Origin of the sequence: Affinundibacterium seohonense, from assembly GCF_014284305.1 — a bacterium.
GTDB lineage: Bacteria > Pseudomonadota > Gammaproteobacteria > Burkholderiales > Burkholderiaceae_D > Undibacterium > Undibacterium seohonense.
Genome location: NZ_JACOFW010000007.1, coordinates 188,894 through 209,454 on the forward strand (window position 1 = coordinate 188,894; position 20,561 = coordinate 209,454).

At 46.4% G+C, this 20,561-nt stretch carries 22 protein-coding genes; 9 read left to right on the top strand and 13 right to left on the bottom strand.

Annotation, left to right across the window (positions count from 1 at the left end; all coding sequences use genetic code 11):
- Window positions 1-94: 94 nt before the first annotated feature.
- Both H8K52_RS08875 and H8K52_RS08880 read right to left on the bottom strand, forming a co-directional pair.
- Window positions 95-454 (bottom strand): hypothetical protein, encoded by a 360-nt coding sequence (locus tag H8K52_RS08875; RefSeq protein ID WP_186922537.1) that lies wholly within the window; start codon window positions 452-454, stop codon window positions 95-97.
- 169 nt (window positions 455-623) lie between these two features.
- Window positions 624-1,103: a hypothetical protein gene (locus H8K52_RS08880; RefSeq protein WP_186922538.1), complete on the bottom strand. Its 480-nt coding sequence runs from the start codon at window positions 1,101-1,103 to the stop codon at window positions 624-626.
- 538 nt (window positions 1,104-1,641) lie between these two features.
- Here H8K52_RS08880 and H8K52_RS08885 point away from each other — a divergent pair.
- From H8K52_RS08885 to H8K52_RS08905, 5 genes are all read left to right on the top strand, one after another.
- Window positions 1,642-2,094 carry a DUF2946 domain-containing protein gene (locus H8K52_RS08885; RefSeq protein WP_186922539.1) on the top strand — a complete coding sequence of 151 codons (453 nt, stop codon included), beginning with the start codon at window positions 1,642-1,644 and terminating at the stop codon, window positions 2,092-2,094.
- A 138-nt stretch (window positions 2,095-2,232) separates the two neighbouring features.
- Window positions 2,233-2,835: a Crp/Fnr family transcriptional regulator gene (locus H8K52_RS08890; protein ID WP_186922540.1), complete on the top strand. Its 603-nt coding sequence runs from the start codon at window positions 2,233-2,235 to the stop codon at window positions 2,833-2,835.
- A gap of 106 nt (window positions 2,836-2,941) precedes the next feature.
- A complete protein-coding gene (locus H8K52_RS08895; protein ID WP_186922541.1) occupies window positions 2,942-3,919 on the top strand; it encodes a hypothetical protein in 978 nt (325 codons plus the stop codon).
- Window positions 3,920-3,973: 54 nt separating this feature from the next.
- Entirely contained in the window at window positions 3,974-4,927 is a 954-nt protein-coding gene (locus tag H8K52_RS08900; protein ID WP_186922542.1) for an MbnP family copper-binding protein, read from the top strand.
- A 33-nt stretch (window positions 4,928-4,960) separates the two neighbouring features.
- A complete protein-coding gene (locus tag H8K52_RS08905; protein ID WP_343044162.1) occupies window positions 4,961-6,139 on the top strand; it encodes an MbnH family di-heme enzyme in 1,179 nt (392 codons plus the stop codon).
- Window positions 6,140-6,332: 193 nt separating this feature from the next.
- On the opposite strand, the gene H8K52_RS08910 is transcribed toward H8K52_RS08905, so the two are convergent.
- Both H8K52_RS08910 and H8K52_RS08915 read right to left on the bottom strand, forming a co-directional pair.
- Window positions 6,333-7,409 carry an ATP-binding protein gene (locus H8K52_RS08910; RefSeq protein ID WP_186922543.1) on the bottom strand — a complete coding sequence of 359 codons (1,077 nt, stop codon included), beginning with the start codon at window positions 7,407-7,409 and terminating at the stop codon, window positions 6,333-6,335.
- Window positions 7,406-8,134 (bottom strand): response regulator, encoded by a 729-nt coding sequence (locus H8K52_RS08915; protein WP_186922544.1) that lies wholly within the window; start codon window positions 8,132-8,134, stop codon window positions 7,406-7,408. Before H8K52_RS08915 ends, H8K52_RS08910 begins: the two co-directional genes overlap by 4 nt.
- A 102-nt stretch (window positions 8,135-8,236) precedes the next feature.
- On the opposite strand from H8K52_RS08915, the gene H8K52_RS08920 reads away from it, so the two are divergent.
- From H8K52_RS08920 to H8K52_RS08930, 3 genes are read left to right on the top strand one after another with little or no spacing between them, the layout of a single operon-like run.
- Window positions 8,237-9,379, top strand: coding sequence for an efflux RND transporter periplasmic adaptor subunit (locus tag H8K52_RS08920; protein WP_186922545.1), 1,143 nt, complete (start codon window positions 8,237-8,239; stop codon window positions 9,377-9,379).
- 19 nt (window positions 9,380-9,398) lie between these two features.
- A complete protein-coding gene (locus H8K52_RS08925) occupies window positions 9,399-12,545 on the top strand; it encodes an efflux RND transporter permease subunit (RefSeq protein ID WP_186922546.1) in 3,147 nt (1,048 codons plus the stop codon).
- On the top strand, window positions 12,542-13,933 hold the full coding sequence (locus H8K52_RS08930) for an efflux transporter outer membrane subunit (RefSeq protein ID WP_186922547.1): 1,392 nt from the start codon (window positions 12,542-12,544) through the stop codon (window positions 13,931-13,933). Before H8K52_RS08925 ends, H8K52_RS08930 begins: the two co-directional genes overlap by 4 nt.
- 223 nt (window positions 13,934-14,156) lie before the next feature.
- Here the strand turns inward: H8K52_RS08930 and H8K52_RS08935 are convergent, their stop codons facing one another.
- Window positions 14,157-14,489 carry a winged helix-turn-helix transcriptional regulator gene (locus H8K52_RS08935; RefSeq protein ID WP_186922548.1) on the bottom strand — a complete coding sequence of 111 codons (333 nt, stop codon included), beginning with the start codon at window positions 14,487-14,489 and terminating at the stop codon, window positions 14,157-14,159.
- 125 nt (window positions 14,490-14,614) lie between these two features.
- On the opposite strand from H8K52_RS08935, the gene H8K52_RS08940 reads away from it, so the two are divergent.
- Window positions 14,615-14,941: a nuclear transport factor 2 family protein gene (locus H8K52_RS08940; RefSeq protein ID WP_186922549.1), complete on the top strand. Its 327-nt coding sequence runs from the start codon at window positions 14,615-14,617 to the stop codon at window positions 14,939-14,941.
- A 163-nt stretch (window positions 14,942-15,104) separates the two neighbouring features.
- Here the strand turns inward: H8K52_RS08940 and H8K52_RS08945 are convergent, their stop codons facing one another.
- From H8K52_RS08945 to H8K52_RS08980, 8 genes are all read right to left on the bottom strand, one after another.
- Window positions 15,105-15,692, bottom strand: a complete 588-nt coding sequence (locus tag H8K52_RS08945; RefSeq protein ID WP_186922550.1) for a DUF502 domain-containing protein — start codon at window positions 15,690-15,692, stop codon at window positions 15,105-15,107.
- Window positions 15,693-16,093: 401 nt separating this feature from the next.
- Window positions 16,094-16,516: a hypothetical protein gene (locus H8K52_RS08950; protein ID WP_186922551.1), complete on the bottom strand. Its 423-nt coding sequence runs from the start codon at window positions 16,514-16,516 to the stop codon at window positions 16,094-16,096.
- Between the two features lie 66 nt (window positions 16,517-16,582).
- A complete protein-coding gene (locus H8K52_RS08955; protein WP_186922552.1) occupies window positions 16,583-17,137 on the bottom strand; it encodes a hypothetical protein in 555 nt (184 codons plus the stop codon).
- A 310-nt stretch (window positions 17,138-17,447) separates the two neighbouring features.
- Window positions 17,448-18,191: a PepSY domain-containing protein gene (locus H8K52_RS08960; protein ID WP_186922553.1), complete on the bottom strand. Its 744-nt coding sequence runs from the start codon at window positions 18,189-18,191 to the stop codon at window positions 17,448-17,450.
- An 84-nt stretch (window positions 18,192-18,275) separates the two neighbouring features.
- The gene (locus tag H8K52_RS08965; protein ID WP_186922554.1) at window positions 18,276-18,797 is read right to left on the bottom strand and encodes a YcnI family copper-binding membrane protein; all 522 of its coding nucleotides are present in this window, start codon (window positions 18,795-18,797) and stop codon (window positions 18,276-18,278) included.
- 9 nt (window positions 18,798-18,806) lie between these two features.
- On the bottom strand, window positions 18,807-19,037 hold the full coding sequence (locus tag H8K52_RS08970; protein ID WP_186922555.1) for a hypothetical protein: 231 nt from the start codon (window positions 19,035-19,037) through the stop codon (window positions 18,807-18,809).
- 324 nt (window positions 19,038-19,361) lie between these two features.
- The gene (locus H8K52_RS08975; RefSeq protein WP_186922556.1) at window positions 19,362-19,820 is read right to left on the bottom strand and encodes a copper chaperone PCu(A)C; all 459 of its coding nucleotides are present in this window, start codon (window positions 19,818-19,820) and stop codon (window positions 19,362-19,364) included.
- A gap of 66 nt (window positions 19,821-19,886) precedes the next feature.
- The gene (locus H8K52_RS08980) at window positions 19,887-20,492 is read right to left on the bottom strand and encodes an SCO family protein (protein WP_186922557.1); all 606 of its coding nucleotides are present in this window, start codon (window positions 20,490-20,492) and stop codon (window positions 19,887-19,889) included.
- Between the last annotated feature and the right edge of the window lie 69 nt (window positions 20,493-20,561).

Consider the following 20,561-nt stretch of genomic DNA (forward strand, 5'->3'; position numbering starts at 1 on the left):
TCGGCAGTTCAAGAGTGTATTTGCGAAAATGCTTATACGTATCGACGACCGATTGCAATCCATGAGAGCTTATTGAGCTTATGGATCTCACTACCTACACGAAGCCTTGTTCCTTATAGCTGGCATAGCCCGCCTTGGTGAGTGCAGCGAGTTCCTTGAAGAGTGTCTTGTCGGACGCTGCGAAGTTGAAACAAGATTTACCCTGCATTCGCGCCTTGAGCTCTGGCGACAAGCCTTCCAAGAGTTCTGGCTTTATGTAGACTGGCATTAAGTGAAAACTGACGTAGGCCTTCTTGATCTGAACCGCGCCGAAGAACAGCGGCTTCTTGTTCTTTTGAATGTGCGCTGTATCCACATACAATTCGGTGGCATCGTCTTTGATTGAAACAAGCTTTTCTGCATAGGGAAGCATGATTGTTCGGAGTTCTTTGAAGACGGATTCAAGGTCGGTCATGCTTTTTTTCAATTGAGGGTATCAGTACGAGGTTTGTTTGCGAGATCCAAGACCGAGCTAAGCGCCAAGCTATAAATGGTCAATTTATCGAATACTTTTGCGCATCAAGACCGCAAACAGCGATTTAAAAACTATCTAGCAACGAAGTGTGCGGTCCTTCAGCAACTTTTTACATTCGATTATTACGCCAATACTCTGGATTTGATAAAACCAGTTTTTCAATTTCTGCATTCTTAAGCGCTGCAACTTGAGGTACGTACTCAAATTCATGCTTAGCGTACCAACCTTCCATTGAAAAATTTTCTTCGTCTGCGGGTATAAAAACACCGTCAAGATAAACATAAGTTTTTCCTAACTCGATATCGGATTGCATCGCCTTCATAGCTTCAACCCATTCAGATATTTCTTCATGTGTTGGCTGTTTCTTACTGTAGCCATAAAGATCTTCTACCGCAATTTCTTCCCACGTTTTGTCTATCTCGGTAGCGACCGCAAAAGAAAATGCTTTTCTACATTTTGTGCAAGAAAATAACCATCCACAACCGCACCAAGGGCAATCCAACTGGCCAGGATCACCAACTAAACTTTCTTTACAAGAGCAAAATGAAACGAACTCATCATTCTTTTTTACTAGATATAAAATGCTCATTAGTTCTCCGTATTATTTGATGTGAGTCAATTTCATAAAATGCAAACATACCCGAACACCAATAAAAAAACAATTTGTTTCCACACTTTTAACACACGAATTGCGTCTGATTGTTCTTCGATGTGAATGCTGAATAGTATTCAACTAAACAGATAAAAGCTGCGAGTGGTACGCAATTAGCTTATCTCGTTCTTCATATCGATATTCTGCATTTGCTGATTGTAAAAATCCTTGGAGATGCAATCCACACGCAAAAGTCAGGCAAAACTCACACGAAAGAATTCATAATTACATCGAACAGCTTATCGCCAAAATTTTCAGTGCCATGAAGTTGTAAAGCGTCATCAATTTCTCGCACTGAAGACGTGATATCGCCACGCCATCCGTGTTGATGATTTTGATAAATTTAGAACTTAAATGTAATTTTGCCCATTAAAAAACTGATTTGAATCAATTAGCCACCAGCGACATCGGTTAAAATTCGCACGCAGATAGAATTTTCTGTCTTTGTATTGATTCATAAATCTCTTTTGCTTCCATGCTACGAACCCTACTAAATCAGCGTCTGTATAGCTGGATCGCCATTTTTGCGATTCTTCTAAACACGCTTATGCCTTTGGTTTCTCAAGCAGTGGAATTGAAGACGGGTAAGCGACTTAATTTTACTTCTCAGTCGCAAGTGTCGGAGTCGGGGACTTGGCAAGAATTGTGTTCTGCCAATGGCTCGGTATGGATCAAGCTCGCCGCTGATGGAAGTATTCTTGCTCAAAGCAAGGAAAAACCAGCCGACGCTCCTAACTCGATTCATCTTGAGCATTGCTCTTACTGTGTGACGCACGCAGGTAGTTTTGGGCTCGCTGTTACGCAATTTGTCTATTCCTTTGTTCTGGCGGAACACGCGCAGTCGTATAGTCCGTTTTCGACCTTCTTTCATACCCAAACAGCTTGGATGGCACCCGCTGTCCGCGCGCCCCCACGCCTCATTTCTTAATTCCCTTTGTGTTCCTTGAACAGGTTTGATCAATTTTGATCAGGCTTCGCTTCGCTGTGGCGAGCTGATCTCAATCTGTTCTGGTTTTGTTAAAACGCATTGCTTGTTTCTATGTTGGAAGCAGGCGAAGGATAAGAAATGAAACATCATTTAACCCACCGTCGTGCGCGTCATCTTGAGGCGCGTGAAGAGTTGAGCTCACGTGATATGCAATTACTTTGGCGCATCGAGTCAGGTTCTATGCGAATTGATAGTGTCGGCGAGGATGGCAGTTTGAACTTCGTTCGCTTGGCGATTGCTGGCGACATTTTGGGAATGGAACACGTCGCAGGTTTGAACGAATCTTTATTGATTCGTGCGCTGGTTCCTGTGTGCTTGGCGCCCTTAAATGTCGTCGAGACACCTCAGCTTATGCCACTCATGCTTGAATCCTTAAGTAAGGTACATCAACGTTGTCGCGAAGTGGTGAGCATGCGAACAGGCGCTATCGAAGACCGTATCAAACGATTGTTGCGCATTTTGTCGGTTATTGAGACTAACTCTGATGTGTCGGCAACCTGCAATCTTCCTAGCCTCGGCAATATCGCTGAGATCGTTCACTCAACTCCCGAAACTGTCTGCCGTGTACTGGCTAGCCTGCGTAAGCAGCACGTACTGGAAAAAACCACCCCGACCAATATTCGTAGCAAGGGTTTGGATTTTCACCAACACAGAGTTGCGACACATGCGCTAGCCGCGTGATCCGATCGCTTCTGCGTAGTCACGTTCTGCTCTTTTTTTGGGTGGAGCGTGACAACGCGCTGAGGCCGATGCAGTGGAAAAAGCTTTACTTATTCACGATAAAATTATGAAACACAACAATCATTTAATGCCATTGAAAGTGGCCGTTTTGGTTTGCTCAGCGTTCGAATTGCTGAGTTATTCGGAGCAGGCGCAGGCTTCTTGCGGTAGTAGCTTCTGCTTGGTGAATACCGATTGGGCGGTGCAGGGCGCGTGGATGGAACGTGGATATCGCTACGATCTGCGTTTTGAAACCGTGCGTCAAAATCAGCTAATGCGCGGCTTCAAAAAAGTTAATTTGACGGGATTCGAAGCGCGCAATGCAGAGCAAGAAACAGACAGCCGCCGTTGGTTGTTGAATGTCGATCATGGCATTAACGAAAACTGGGGCGTCTCTGCCGCCATTCCTTTTATTGATCGGCGTCATCAACATGCAGAAGCAGGGCAGCCGGTTAGTTGGAATTTTCGCCAAATCGGTGATGCACGGATCACCGCCCGTTATCAAACTGGCTTACAAGATACCAAGGATGGCGGCGCAGCAGTGGTCGGGGCACATGTAGGAATCAAACTCGCTACCGGTAAATTTGATATTGCCAATTTAACGGGAACCAAAGCGGAAAGAAGTTTGCAGCCTGGTACGGGAACCAATGATCTGTTGGCAAGTGTTTACTACCGTAGAGTGCTCTCGGATATCGCGACGACATGGTTTGTACAAGCCAATTTGGAAGCACCGTTGCAAGAACGGGATGGCTTCAAACCGGGTCGTAAAATCGGTGTCGATCTTGGTATACGTACGCTATGGACTAGCTCTTTGTCGCCCATGTTGCAATTGAATTTCCAGCAACGCGCATCTGATTCCGGCATCTATGCCGAACCAGCCGATTCAGGCGGGCGCAGCTTGTCGATTAGTCCAGGGCTGAGCTACAAAATTACACCGCAGACCCATGCCTATGGATTCGTGCAAGTCCCCGTTTATCAACATGTCATGGGTCAACAACTAAGCCCTAAATGGGCAGCGACCGTCGGCATTCAATCGCACTTTTAATCGATTGCTTAGTTTCTTACCCCCCTTTTCTTACCCATTTTTTTAGGAAATACAATGAAACATTCACATGCTTCAACGATCACATCATTGACGATCATCGCAGCAAGCTTAACTCTGGCTGCTTGTGGAGGCTCCAGTAGCCCAGCGGCACCAACTGCGCCGACTTACCCTGCGACCATGCAAGTTAGCGTCAATTTTGATTTGCTGGCAAATGGCAGTGCAGTGAAATGCGGCACAGCGATTACCAGTCTTGGAAGTAAAGCTACGACCGCAGAATTGAAAGATGCGCGCTTCTATATTTCTAATGTGAATCTGATTGATGCGAACGATAAAGCTGTTCCAGTTACCTTAACTGCGAACGACTGGCAGAACGATAAGGTCAGCTTGATTAGCCTGATTGATGGCGGAAGCGCTGCTTGTGGCGGCACAACATTACCAACTAACGCCGTAATAACGGGGACGGTTCCTGGTGCCGCCTATAAAGGTATTTCTTATGAAATTGGTGTACCAACCGAGTTAAATCACACAGACTATGCGGCTGCCGCAAAGCCTATGAACGTGCAAGCAATGGCATGGAGCTGGACATCCGGCCGCAAGTTCATGAAGTTAGAAGTCAATCCTGTCGGTGGCGTGGACGTGGTACGAACCAATTCAACGACAACTCCTCCAACGACAACGACCAACAAGGCTAGTACATGGAATGTCCATTTGGGCTCAGGCGGTTGCACAACCAATGCAACCACGGGTGCCTATAGCTGTACGAATTCCAATCGCATGTTAGTCAAATTGGCGAGCTTTGATTACAACACACAAAAAATCTCTTTGGATTTAAATGCCTTGTTTGCAGGCAGCGATTTGACCACCGATTTGGCTGGTGCAACAGGCTGTATGTCTGGCGCGACCGACACTGATTGCAAAGCGATTTTCGACAACATGAAAATCAATCTAGCGACAGGTGCGACGACCTCTGCGGGCGTTCAATCAATCTTCGTCGCTCGTACCAAATAATGAGATTAATGAAAAAAGTAAGTGCATAGATTCGTGAACAATCAACGTAGCCGAAGATTTATCGCTGCTCTGAGTAGTATCGCAGTTGCCAGTTTTCTGGTAACTGCGTGTGGAGCAGGTGGTAGTGGCGGAGGTGGCCCCTCTGCAACGCATTCACATGCGACCCCAACAACGCCAGCGTTGAATGGTTTTCCCGCGCCTGTGATTCCGATCTCTAATCCCTTGACGGATGAAAAAGTCGAATTGGGGCGTCAACTATTTTATGACAAGCGTTTGTCAGGCAATGGCACGCAAGCCTGTGCCTCTTGCCATCACCAAGACAAGGCATTTACAGATGGTAAGCCGCTAGCGATAGGTTCAACTGGCGATGTTCATCCTCGCAATTCGCAAGGCCTAGCGAATGTGGTTTATCACGCCACTTTGACTTGGGCGAATCCAGCACTGACCGAACTTGAAAGGCAGATGGAAGTACCCATGTTTGGCGATAATCCTGTCGAAATGGGGATCAACGATAGCAATAAAACAGAGGTGTTGAATCGCTTTAAAAATGATCTCAAAGTCGTTAATTTGTTTAAAGCCGCGTTCCCTAAAGAGACCGATCCTGTCACGTTCACCAACATCATCGCAGCGATTGCTAGTTTTCAACGTACTTTAATTTCGAATGAATCTAAGTACGACCAGTTTTTACGCAAGCAGGTGACATTCACCGAATCGGAAATACGTGGCATGAATTTGTTCATGGGCGAAACCGCAGAATGTTTTCACTGCCATGGCAGTTTTAATTTTAACGATCAACCCAAGTTCGTTGGATTAAGTCCAGTGGAAACGCCATTTCACAATACCGGTTTGTATAACATTGACGGCAAAGGCGGATTTCCTTTCCCCAATCGTGGCCTATTTGAATTCACATCAAAGCCACAAGACATGGGCGCTTTCCGCGCACCGAGCTTACGCAATGTAGCGGTCACAGGGCCGTATATGCATGATGGCTCTATTGCTAGTTTGAAAGACGTTTTGGACTTTTATGCGGCTGGTGGACGACACATTACCAGCGGACAAAATGCTGGCGATGGCAGATTAAATCCCTATAAAAGTGATTTGATTACGCGGATCAATTTGAGTGAGCAAGACAAGATTGATTTGGTGAATTTTTTGGGCACTTTGACGGATGAGAAATTCCTGAAGAATCCGAAGTTTGCTAGTCCGCAGTAAGAACGATCGGATGATTTGGCTCGTTTAGATTTGCATAGACTCTAGTTGATTACTCACCAAGCTTCTAACTTTAGGCAGTTGTTTTGTGTGACGGGTTTTGCTGCGGTAGTAGCGACGTATGGCTTGTTCATACAAGTAGGTTTGAACAAGACGTGTGGAGCTGGCGTCTTCTTTTTCCTTTTAATCAGATTGGTCAAGCATGAGTTCCTCCAGATTTTGCAATCTGATACGGCCAACATATCTCGATTTTGGAACCACCTTGTGATGTCGTACTATACTTTGACTGCCCACCATGTGCCCGTGCAATTGCCGCAACCACCGCTAGTCCTAATCCGGTTCCACTGCCGCGGGCGTCAGGTGCGCGTCGGAAGGCTGTAAATACATGAGGAACGAGGGCATCTGGGATCCCAGGTCCCTCATCGATAACGCATAGTCGATATACCTCATTTTTCACGTAGGTTTGAATTAATATCTTGCCTGGCGTTGCATGCTCTCTTGCATTCTCGAGTAATGCTAACAGCGCCTGACGGACCCGAGCCGGATCGCAGTAGACGATTGTTGCTTGTAGATCCAAGACTATATGTTGGCCTGCTTCAGCAAGTGGCGCGCTCATAAAGTCGACCAGTGATCGGATTTCAACCGTTAGATCGACTTCTTGGCGGCTTAAGGAAAGATGTCCGTTTTCCGCGAGGCTTACTACACGTAAATCTTCAATCAGGCGATTTAGTGCCTCAACCTGAGTAAGCAAACTTTGAAATTGTTTTTCATCCGGCAAAAAGACTCCCTCTGCCAGACCTTGTAAACGTCCACGTAAAATTGTAACTGGGGTCCGTAGTTCGTGCGCGATTGCTGCATTCCAGAATGCCTGTTCTTCAGTCATGCGTTGCAATTTGCTGGCAAGTAAGTTGAAATCTTCCGCTAACTGCGTTGCCTCGCCGAGTGAATGGTCATTCGCAACTGCTCGTGCCGATAAATCACCCTGCGCCAGCTTTCTAATGCTATCTGTCACAGAGTTCAAAGGAACTAAAATACGGCGTGAAAGATTAATTGCCACAATGATCGCTATCGTCAATCCGATGGTCGCGGAGCACAAAATCAATAGCCATTCTGGACCGGTTGGAATAAGTCCAATTGCCGGAATTTGCTCAGGCCAATAGGTTTCCCATACGTAGTAGAAGACATAGGCTGCGATCACTACGAGAGATGTGATGCCTAAGGCCATCACCGCCATGGTGTGTGCGATCTGGCGGCTTAACCCGACTAATTTCATGCTTGATCCCATAGACGATAGCCAACGCCACGGACGCCACTTGGGATACCCGTGATACCCAACAGTTCTAGTTTCTTGCGCAACTTGCTTATGTGGCTATCGACAGTACGTTCTAAAGCATCACTTTCAGGTAAACAATTAGCTAATAGTTCTGTACGATTAAAGACACGCTTAGGTGCCCGTGCAAGTTGTATGAGTAGTTTGAATTCAGTTAATGTGAGTTCGAGAGGCTGCATTTCTCCGTTCGCGTTTACCGTTACTTTATGGCCTTCCTGATCAATTTCGAACGGAGTTACTCGCATAATTCGTTGGTTGTCGGAGACGCACTGCGCGGATGTTCGGCGTAGCACGGCCTGAATTCGTGCAACGACTTCGGCTGGATTGAATGGTTTGACCACATAATCATCTGCGCCTATGCGTAAGCCCATCAGTTTGTCGATGTCTTGATCCATGGCTGTAAGCATAATGACCGGAGTATTGCCGCGACGGCGAATTTCGGAAAGTACGCGCCAGCCATCTAGTTTGGGCATTTGGACATCGAGGAGCACAAGATCTGGTTTGTGGGACAGGTGCAAATCCAGTGCTTCACAGCCATCTTTGGCATGTAAACAACGTAGACCGCTGCGAGATAAATATGCAGTGAGGATTTCGGAGATTTCAGCCTCATCTTCTGCAATTAGAATAAGCTCCTTAGCAATGGAGGTTGTTGTTCGCGGTTCTAACATTGCTGAATAGTCTCCATCAAATCTCCACATTCTCTCCTCGAAAACGCCACTAAGTCAACGCATAATGAGCGGGTTATCCTCAATTTTTGAAGAGATTTTTGCATGAAGATGGTTCGTTTTTTTTTGCGTTTTCGCGTATTAACATTTGCCATAATACTAGCAGGTTGTGAGCAAGAGCAGTCGTTGGAAAAATCTCCTACGCCACAGGTGGTCGCTGTCTTGGTGGAATCGTCCCCCTTAATCATAACTGAGGATCTCCCCGGTCGGGTGGCACCTTTGCGAGTTGCGGAAATTCGCCCCCAAGTGAGCGGCATCGTACAACAACGCTTATTTGAGCAAGGCCGAGAGGTTCGGGCAGGACAGGCGCTTTTTCAGATTCATCCGGCAACGTTTATCGCTGAGAGAGACATCGCCGCTGCCTCTCTGCGAGGAGCGGAGGCTGCACTTGCACGCGCAAAGTTACAAGCGCAGCGCTTGGCGCCGCTGGTCGAGATTGAAGCCGTCAGTCGTCAAGTCTACGACGACGCTGTGTCTCAACGAGAACAAGCGTCCGCTGATGTGGCTCAGGCCAACGCGACACTCGCTCGTCGGCAACTTGACTTGAAGTTCGCGAAAATAGAAGCACCGATTTCGGGGCGCATTGATCAAGCGCTGGTCACCGAAGGTGCACTTGTTGCTAGTACCGATAGCGGTCCGATGGCGCGAATTCAACAAATCGACAAAGTGTATGTCGATGTGCGCAGACCGGCGGCATCGCTCGATACTCTGCAAAAGGCGCTTAGTCAAGGAAGTGCTGACATCGGAAATAGCTTGCCAGTCAAAATCTTACTTAGCAATGGGGATATGTACGAGAGCCCTGGTCAGATCTTATTTACAGGCATAAATGTCGATTCAGGTACGGGTGATGTGCTATTGCGCGTGCAGGTCGAAAATCCAAAGCGACAACTGCTACCTGGAATGTTCGTACAAGTTCGGGTTCCGCTGGCGAGTTATGGCGATGCTTTGACAGTGCCACAACAGTCGGTGGTTCGCTTGGGTGGTAAAGCACATGTCTGGACGATTGATTCCCAGAACTTGGCACAACTTACTCCAGTTGAAGTTGGAGAGCTATCTCAGGGTAATTATCGTGTGGTGTCGGGTTTGAAAAAAGGTCAACGCATCGCAATTGACGGCATGGAACGATTGTCTGACGGCTTGATGGTGAAACTGCTTGAACGCCCGGTCGAAAAAACCATTGCACGCTGATTTTTAAGGATACATTGCTATGGTTAAGTTCTTTATTCATCGTCCGGTATTCGCATGGGTGATCGCTTTGTTCGTCATTTTGATCGGAGTGATTTCTGTTTCGAAGCTTCCGGTTGCACGTTATCCGTCGGTTGCTCCGCCTAGCGTCACCATTATGGCAACTTACCCAGGAGCTTCGCCGCAAGCCATGAATGATGGCGTGTTAAATCTGATAGAGCGTGAACTATCCGGTGTGAAAAATTTATTGTACTTCGAGTCGTCCGCTGATACCTCTGGTTCAGCGTCGATTACGATTACCTTCAAGCCAGGTACCGATCCAGAGATGGCGCAGGTTGATGTACAAAATAAACTCAAATCGGTTGAGGCACGGTTACCTCAGGTCGTGCGTCAGAATGGATTGATTGTGGAATCTGCGTCCTCGGGATTCTTGATGATCATCGGATTGAAAGCAGAGAGCGGCCAATTTAGTGAAGTTGAATTAAGTGATTACATGGCGCGTAATATGGTGGATGAATTGCGCCGTATCGATGGCGTTGGACGTGTGCAATTGTTTGGTGCCGAAAAGGCTATGCGAATCTGGGTCGATCCAGTTAAACTGATTGGCTACGGTTTAACCATGGCAGATTTGTCCAGCGCCATCAGTCAACAGAATGCCCAAATTTTACCAGGAAGTCTTGGCGGATCGCCTACTATCCCTGGACAGCGCGTAACCATACCGATGACAGTGCAAGGTCAACTCACTAACTCGGAAGAATTTGCTGCCATTATTCTCAAAGCCAATACCCACGGATCAAAAGTTTTATTGGGTGACGTCGCGCGGGTTGAGTTGGGCGCACAGTCTTACGGGATGGCTATCCGCGAGAATGGTATGCCTGCGACAGCGGCGGCGATTCAACTTGCGCCAGGCGCGAATGCTGTTAGGACAGCAGACGCAGTTAAGGCAAGACTACATGATCTGAATAAAGTTTTGCCGACGGGTATGAGCTATTCCATCCCGTTCGATACTGCACCGTTCGTCAAACTCTCAATTCAAAAAGTCATTTATACGCTAGTGGAAGCGATGGTGTTGGTATTTCTGGTGATGTTTCTCTTTCTTCAGAACATCCGTTATACGTTGATTCCAGCCATCGTAGCGCCTATCGCTTTACTGGGTACATTTACCGTGATGTTGCTAGCGGGATTTTCAATCAACGTACTAACTATGTTTGGCATGGTGTTGGCGATCGGTATTATCGTTGATGATGCGATCGTCGTCATCGAGAGTGTTGAGCGTATTATGGCGCAAGAAGGTTTATCTCCTCGTGATGCAACGATCAAGGCAATGCAGGAAATCACTGGCGCTGTCGTTGGTATAACGTTGGTGCTTACCGCCGTGTTTATTCCCATGGCGTTTGCAAGTGGTTCCGTCGGTGTGATTTACCAGCAATTTAGTATATCGATGGCTGTCTCAATTCTTTTTTCTGCATTTTTTGCGCTCACCTTGACGCCAGCTCTTTGCGCGACGATGCTGAAGCCCCTTAGTCCAATGCATCATCACAAGCTGGGCTTTTTGGGCTGGTTTAACCGGTGGTTTGCGCAGCTGACATGTCGTTATGAATCACGAGTCGCCAAGTTAATCTTGCGCTCCGGTCGTGTGATGTTGGTATTTGCTGTATTGACTCTGGCACTAGTTATGGGACTCAAGTTTTTGCCCTCGGCGTTTTTGCCCGAAGAAGACCAAGGTTACTTTATGACGGTTATTCAGTTGCCGGCAGATGCCACTGCGGAGCGCACCTTAGAAGTCGTGAAGAAATTTGAACAACACACTGCATCGCGTCCAGGTATCGATTCGAGCTTATCGATACTTGGCTTCGGATTCTCTGGTTCTGGATCGAATGCTGCGATGGGTTTCGCGACCCTGAAGGATTGGGATAAACGAAAGGGGACCTCGCCACAAGCAGAAATGGCAATAGCATCGGCCGCGATGTCGGAGGTCGCCGAAGCGACGGTCATGCATCAATTACCACCAGCGATCGAAGAACTGGGCACTAGCTCTGGCTTTAGCTTGCGACTGCAGGATCGTGCCAATCAGGGCTATGCGGCATTGAAGTCTGCTGAATTACAATTGATAAAACTCGCGGCGAAGAGTCCAAAGCTATCTGGCGTCTACCCAGAAGGGCTGCCTAATGGTACAAGTATTCGTCTCGACGTCGATAGGGGAAAAGCTGAAGCCATGGGAGTTTCTTTCACAAATATTAGCGACACGCTATCTACCGCAATGGGCTCACTTTACATTAACGACTTCCCGAACGCTGGACGTATGCAGCAAGTCATTATTCAGGCAGATGCATCAGCGCGCATGCAAATTGACGATGTACTTAAGCTACATGTGCGCAATTTGAATGGAGGAATGGTTCCCTTGTCTGAGTTGGTGCGTCCGATGTGGAATGAAACTCCACTTCAGATGGTGCGCTATCAGGGCTTTCCTTCTACGCGAATTTCTGGTGCCGCCGCACCTGGTATTTCTAGTGGTGAAGCGATGGCGGAAATAGAACGTTTGGCGGCACAACTTCCACCAGGTTTTAGTGTAGATTGGTCAGGGCAATCCTTACAGGAGCGGCAATCAGCAACACAAGCACCGATGTTGATGATTTTGTCGATGTTGGTCGTATTTCTGGTGCTTGCGGCACTTTATGAAAGTTGGAGTATTCCGTTGACTGTCATACTTGTCGTACCTTTGGGCCTCCTAGGTGCAGTAACTGCAGTGTTGCTACGTGGATTGCCGAACGATGTATTTTTCAAGATTGGCATGATTACCGTAATTGGTCTCTCCACAAAGAACGCAATCTTGATCGTCGAAGTGGCGAAACAGTTTTGTGAGCAAGGTAAGAGTGTGACAGAAGCTGTGCTTATGGCTTCGCGTCTGCGTTTGCGGCCAATTTTGATGACCTCGCTCGCATTTGGCCTCGGTGTGTTGCCACTAATGCTTGCGACTGGCGCTAGTGCTGAGAGTCAGCACGCAATCGGCACCGGAGTTTTTGGGGGCATCGTCAGCGCGACTTTCTTGGCTATATTCTTTGTTCCGATATTTTTTGTATCTATTATGAGGGTACAAGAACGAATTAAAGCCATGCACGCAACACAACTGTCAGACACTGCTTTGGAGCAGAAGGATGTGATTCAATGAAGCAGCGTGTTCTTACACTACTAATTGCCCTGCAGCTATCAGCGTGTTCATTGACGCCTGTCTTAATGCTGCCGGCGGCACCGGTTCCGAAGAATTATCCATTGACACAATCGATCGACAGTTCGACTAGTGCAGTTCAGCTGGACTGGCAAGTGGTTTTTCCCGAGCGACGTTTACAACGTCTGATAGAGCTTGCATTGACGAATAATCGAGATTTGCGATTAGCTGCATTGAATGTCGAAGCCGTTAAGGCACAATTCGGCGTTCAGCGTGCGGCCCAATTGCCTTCTATCGACGTAGCCACTGGCGTCGTACGCCAACGTAGTAACGCAACTGATATTGGAACCCAGTTTAGTTTTGCATTTGGCATGAATGCATTTGAAGTTGATCTGTTCGGACGGGCGCGCGCCTCATCTGATGCATCGTTCGAGCGCTATCTGGCGAGTGAACAAGGAAGAAAAGCGGTTCAGATTTCTTTAATCGCCGCGGTCGCAGATGCTTACTGCGTTGAATTGGTCGCTCAGGAACAACTGCAAGTAGCCAAACAGACATTGCTGGATTGGCAAAAGTCCTTGGATCTCGCGCGTGGATTAAAAGCTGCTAATCAAGTCAGCGGACTTGATATAGCACAGGCAGAAGGGCAGGTCGCTAGTGCCGAGGCAGATCTACAGGGGCGTACCCGTTCTGTCGCACAGGCACGTAATGCTTTGCGGTTGTTGCTTGGCGTAGAGCTACCAGATGATTTACCAGTCGCCCCGCTGCTAGAACAGCTACCTCGATACGCTTTACAATCTGGCTTGCCTTCCGAATTGTTGATAAACCGTCCAGATATTCTGCAAGCCGAAAATAATTTACGGGCGGCTAATGCCGACATAGGCGTGGTGCGTGCCGCATTTTTTCCGCGCCTTTCCTTGACGTCTTCTTTCGGTTACAGCAGTCCTGAAATGCGGAATCTTTTTGGCAACGAAAGGAGCGTATGGAACTTCGTACCTCAAATCACTGTGCCAATTTTCAGTGCAGGAAAACTACGTTCCGAGTTGCGATTGGCTGAAGTTCGTAAGTCCAGTGCTGTTGCAGAATATGAAAGGGCAATCCAGATCGCATTCCGCGAAGTTTCGGATGGCCTCGCTGGTCGTGAAACTTATGCTCCTCAGATCGAGGCACAGCAATCGGTCGTACGGAGTGCAGAAAAACGGCTTGAGCTATTGAATTTGCGTTACCGTGCAGGTATTGAAAGCCGGCTAGAATTGCTCGATTCGCAAAGGCAAATGCATGCAGCACGACTATCACTTCTTGAATTACGCCGCGCAGAAATGAGCAATCTCATCGCCCTTTACAAGGCTTTGGGGGGAGGTGCTTCACCGATAGAAATGCATTTCAAAAAGTGAGGCTTGAACAGTGTCTTTGAAGGAGTATCCATAATTTGAGCCTGTATGCGCAAAACGAACATCCTTGCGAAGAAATATGTTAACGCAAAGGGAGCATTAAATTGTTGAATGACGCTAGCTAAATGTCTCGTTGGGAATGCTGCCAATTAATAGATAGTTGAGATTCGCGTTTAACGCGCATAAAAATTCGAGACATGTTTAATTTCCTTGACACGATTGAAAATCAATCTGCATTAGTGCGCGTAGATCCCCATGTCAACAACGCATCGAGCGCAGGGCACATTGCTTGGCCCCATTCGGTTAGACAGTATTCAACTTTCGGTGGCACTTGTGGATGCACGATTCGTTTGATCACTCCGTCATTCTCTAATTGGCGAAGCTGTTGAGTGAGCATTTTTTGTGTGATCGCGGGAATGGCTTTTTCTAGTTCGGAAAATCGCAATAGCTTCCCATCGAATAAATGAAAAAGAATCACGAGCTTCCACTTTCCTTCAATAATCTTTAGTGCCTGCTCTACGCCATCTGCGGCAGATACGGGAGTCCATTGCTTCTGCATACTTTTTTGTGTGTACCTTACTTTTTAGTGGGTTCTTGTTAAATGCTGAGTTTAGCCCCATCCTAGCGACATATCAATTTAGATCGCCCACGTCGATTTTCACGTCATTTTAAGAGGTCAATAACATGCAAGTCCAACTACCCAAACCAATCGCAAGCTATTTCCTCGCTGATAAAGGTGATAGTGAAACCATAGCAGCATGTTTCACTGAGATTGCGGTTGTAAAAGATGAAGGAAAAACTTACAAGGGGATTGATCAGATTAAGCAATGGAAAGCGGCAGCATCAAATAAATATACTTATGCAATTGAGATACTTGGATGCGTGGAGCAAAATGATCTAACCGTTGTCACTGGTCGTTTAACGGGTAACTTCCCTGGAAATCAGATTGATCTTCGCTACCTTTTTCGTATCGAAGCTGACAAGATTGCGACTTTGGAAATCAAGGTATGAAACCTTGCACTGCAAAAATAGACATCTTCTTCCGACTTAAGGATAAAAGAAGCTGAGAACTCGTACACCTCAGGAACGATAAGCGCCTTCTCAGAGCTTTAACCATTATTGAATGGTAATGCGCCATTAAAATTATTTATGATTGACTCAAACAATTGCGCTCTTAATCTAGGTGCTTATTCTCTAGCTGAGAAACACCGCCAGAGACGATAAATTTCATCACATTAGTCGGGCTGATATCAATCGCGCGTACTTGATTGCTCGGTACGATAAACAACTCACCAGAAAAGTTGTACGAGTGCGGAAAATACACGGCCACTTTGTCTTCAAGACCTAAGATCGACAGATCATGTTCAGTCAAAAAGCCTAGTTTTTCTAACTTGGCTTCGGGGTTGATCAGCACCAAAACCGGGCGATTAAATTTTTTCTCATCGCCGACAAAAGCCGAAAAAAGATCATTGAGTGACGAGTAGATTTCATTCAATACAGGAATATTCGCGATGGATTTTCTGATTAAACGCTTGATGGGTTGCGCGATAAAGGTTTGCCCAAAATAGCCAACGCAAATCAACAGCATGACAATGATCATTAAGCCCAAGCCAGGAATGTCATGACCAATCAACATGACTAAGCTCTCTCTTAACAATCCATCGGTAAATTCAAATGAAAGCAAGAGAATGTAAGCGGTTAAAGCTAAAGGCGAGATAAACAGTAAGCCTTGCAAGAAATAGTTGACGAGTTTTTTGAGCATGGTACGGAGTTAGTGTCTGGCTAAAGGCGAAAAGCGCGAAATGGGCAATTGAGTCGAGCAGTCAAGTTAAACAGCCAAGTTCAATAAGTAGTCCTAAAAGTCAGCTCTTAATCCTTGAATCGACAAACAAGATCATTGAGTTGGCATTGACGGCGCATAAGTGTAAAGCAAATTATTGCGCACTGGGCTGAATGTGTTTTCAGATAGCTCAATGTTTGCTTATCGCCTTGTCGACGATGGCAAATGTTTGTCAAAAGACTTTCACGACCTAGACGCGATATTTATCGTGAAAGTGAAGGAGGTGGAGTGCACTGCACCGCACCGCACCGCTCTGAGAGAACTAACAAGCGCAAGTTGTTGGCGGTCCAACGCGACTGCAGGGTTACGCTATTTAACTTGCATTAGTAGCCCGAACCGTAATCATCGAAGGCTAGTGGATAGGCGAACAATGATTCCAACATTTTTTGCTTCGCTTGTAGCCATTCTAATGCCTCGCTGCTGTAGATAAGCGTTTGAAGCAGTACCACTGTGGCTATGCCTTCTTTGCTCTTTGCTTCAAGGGAAACCCAGCCGCGCCCTTTGGCTGGACGCATGAAACTAACCGAAAGGCTAGCTATTCCCGCTCGATCGACTACAACAGATTGATGTTTTTTTGCGAGACCAAATGTATTCGAAGTTTCATCGTGCCAACCAACCAAATGCCATGGTTTGACGTGTGCCGATAACTCAAGCACTGAGTCCGGCACACCTGAGTAACTTGCCGTGCCTGGGGCAAGCTCAAGTGGAAATGAAACACTTTCTTCGAGAATTTCTAAGCGCGCCATGGGCGGTGTCTCAATGTAAAGATGACTGGCGCGTAGCGTCTGAGTCGATTGTTGAGTTAAATATTTTCAATGTTTTGATTGCCGCGCATTCTTTTTTGCTTTCAGCTCGGACTGATGAAGCGCCTCAAGAGATTCAAAATCTAGACCATTAGAACTGATATTTACGGGCAGAGCTGAACCACCGCGATTAAGAGCGTCTACCGATTTCCCATCACTATAACTATAAATAATCCATTGGCGAGACATTTTTATAGGCTTGTCGCCTGGCGGAACCTCCAACCAAGGAGGATCATTAAGGGCGCTAATTCCGCAAGACCCGTTTGAGAGATTAGTCTTCGTTGTGTAAAGCTCACCTGCTTTCCTTTTACCCTTAAAAATACGATCTATTTTAAAAACTACTATCTCACCAGGCATATCGAAGTCCATTTCCCTAATAACCACCTTCTTAACTTTAACGATTGTGGCGGTAAATACAGAATGAGCTTCCCTATATGACTTAATTCTTTGCTCCTCTTGAGACTCAGAATATGGAGCAGGAGGCGTACATGAGAACACGAGAGTTGGAGATAACAACTTAAAGAAAACTACAGCTGAAATGACGCGAGACAGTAATATCTTCATGAAATTTAATTAGATATAGACGGTGAAATGACGGGTGAAAAAGGCCTTTGACGCATAATGCTCTTCAATTGAAACCCTCCAAACCCGCATGAATAAACGTTTTTCTCTAACTTTTCAGAATTTCAGCTGTACTAAAAAATTGATGAAAAGCGTCATTACGAAAGCTGGTCATTCTATCAATCGGTTTGCGAGAGTCAAGTCAATAGTTTTTACATTCCTACTATTGCCGTTCATTAAGGAGAATAAGAATTGGAGGCATAGTGAAAATGTAGATTTCCTTTTGCATTGCCGTTATGAGTCACGATTTTCATCAAAACCGCTTACGCAACAAATTCCGCACGCTCAAAACCAGACCTGTCACCATCATCAAGAAGGCGAATATCGTCGCTATACGTAGCAAAGTATTGTTGAAATCTTCTCCCTCAGAATAATCCATCACATGCAAGCGCCAGAAAAAGTCGTACCAGACCCAAGCATCGGTGCGAACCGTGATGTACTCGCCCGTGTTGGCGTCAAAATAAAGGCGCGTTCTCTGACTATCATTGAACTGTGCCAACCAAACATTCTTGCGCGCACCTAGCTCTTTGACGATGGCTAATTGCGTTGGTACGGAGGAGAGGTGTTGTACCGCTACGAAATCGCCATCGCCGCGATAAATTTGTTTGGCGAAAGTTTGAATCTGTTCTCGTGTCGGTGCATTGAGTGGCGCGCCGTGAAGGTCGGTAACAAGACTTTTATTTTTGAATTGCAGTCGCAAAGCCAAGCCTTGTGCAGACACGATGCTTTGTAAGCCTTGCAAAGCGCCATGTTCGCTTGGGAATTTGCTAGGATCTATTTGCCATTGCTCAGGAAAATTGAGACTAGGTTTGCTGACGAGATCTTTTCCTTTGACTAGGGTTTGAAAGGGCACAATGGCAAATAACAAACCGCCTAATATCCACGCGAGTAATTGCAAGCCGATCAGATAACCAAGCCAGCGATGCCAGCGAAACCAGGTGGCGGGGCGTTTCCAAGAAGCTTTGATGGGATTTTTCAATTGTAAAAACAGAGTCAAAAGTGATTGGAACAAATGTTTTCAAAGGCAGTGAATGCTGCTGCCTTTGCTCATACAAATTCAGTAAGCAGAATGTCAGATGGCTTAGTGATGTGGTGCAGGCTCGTTCTTCGCTTCGACTTCGAGAACCGGGGCAGGCGCTTTTAATCCTTTGCTGCTTTGGCCTTCTGCTGGAATTTCTATCCAATCGAGACGACCTTTTTCGCAGAGTTGGGTGACTTTGAAATACAGCTTGCCGACTTCATCACTGAGTTTGACTTGGATTGAAAATTCATCGTAGAAAGCGTCAGGTAATTGGCCGCCGCTCCAAGTTACTTCTCTTACGCCTGTGCTGATCTTTTTGCCGTGCGACTCATAGGGCTTGCTCAGGGTTTGGCTGACCGTGTCGATTTTCCAGCCTGGTTTAAGCATGGGTTTGGCGCCAGTCGCTGCTTCAGGTAGTACGATTTTGACGGTGTGTGTGGTGCTACCTTCACAGCCATGCCCGACCTTAAATGTGAGCTTGTGATAGCTGCCTGCCTTTGCTTTGGCTTGATCTAGCGTGACATGGGCGTTGGCGATGTTGGCGAAAGTGAGTAAGCAGAGAGGTAATAAAATTTTTTTCATGATGTCGATTTAGATTGCGCTATGGATGGCATTGTTTGCTTGCATCACTTGTATTGCGTGGTGTTGTGTTTGGTGACTTGTTGGACTTATCAGCTTGAGTTCAATGACTGGCGTTGGCGGTGTTCTCTGTATCGCTTGATTCAGATAAAAGGCATAGCCGTGCCAGATCGCTAATGCCACAATCGCAGCGACATTGAAACAACGCATCGTGCTGAAAAACATCGATAAATTGGACTTCATTTTCCCTCCTGCTTTTTGCATATTTTCTTTATTTGTTTGGTGTTCATGCTGTTCAGTTGAGCATTGCTTTGCGTAATGCCATTCACACGGAATGCCTGCTCCTGAATGCTTTGGTCGGGGGCGGGTATGAGGGAGTTTTAGCTTTGACTAGCAATATTTAAGTAAAAAAAGCGACTTCTGCGCTACTTTGCCTTAAAAATTACTATGCAATATCTGAACTACCCTCACCCTAACCCTCTCCCGCATGCGGGAGAGGGAATATGGGCCTACTTACGCAGGGATGACACCTCGATCTTTTGGGTTTAACTGAACAGCAGTATTCGTTTAGTGGTTCATCTTGTGTGCAGAGGTATTCATTGCTTTACCCACTGCTTTGACTTCGATGGTTTGGGTCTTTTTGTCTTTGCCTTCAACGGTCAAGGTCAAAGGCACGATATCACCTTCTTTCACTTGCGCATTTAAGCCCATCAACATCACGTGGTAGCTGCCAGGTTTTAATTCGACTGCTTTACCTGCTGGCAAATCGAGGCTCATGATTTGACGCATTTTCATGACGTCTTTATCCATTTCCATGGTGTGAATTTCGACCATTTTTGCTGCTGGTGAAGTTGCAGAGATCAGCTTCACGTCTTGTGTTGCGGTCAATTGCATAAAGGCACCGGTTGCTTTTTGTTGAGCGACTGTGGCGCGTACCCATGGATCTTTTACCGCGACTTGAGAAAACGCAGCAGCACTGAGTGTTAAGCTGAGTGCAGCGAAGAGGGGAGTGATGATTTGTTTCATGGTCTTTCCTTTCGGTGGTGGGGACTACATAAAAATTTATTTACTACAAAGTAAAAAATAAAGAACTCAGGATGCTTGCTTCATCAGTTGGCGAATGTCAGCTGCAAATTGATCTGCATTGTGTTCGTGTCGCATTGCCAATCGGATTTTGCCTTTGGTGTCGAATAGATAGCTCAAGGTGGAGTGATCCATGGTGTAGCTACTGCCAGTGGCGACCTTAGCATAGAAGACTTTAAATTCATCGGCAACTTGTTTTGTCTGTTCATCGCTGCCGCGCAGGCCAAGAAAGCTAGCATCAAAATTTTGGGTATAAGCACGCATTAAATCAGCGGTGTCGCGTTCGGGATCAATACTGATAAAGATGACTTGTAACTGATCACCGTCTTTACCGAGTTTTTGCTTCACTTCCGCGGCGCGTGCGAGTGCCGTTGGACAGATGTCTGGGCATTGTGTAAAACCAAAAAAGACCAAGACGTAACGACCTTTGAAATCAGCTAGCTGTCGGACTTTTCCGTCGCTATCGCTGAGTTTGAAGTCGCGACAATAGTCTGCGCCAGTGATGTCGATGCTATTGAAACTGACTGCATTTTTGTCGCAAGCTGATAGACCCAAAGCCAAGCTAATCGCCAGAAATTGTCGACGCTTGAGGGATAACACTGATTTGCAAGTCATCTTAAAATCCTTATCTCTTTTGAGTAAATCTGCAATTCACATGAGCTCAAGTCGGACTTGATCCCAATA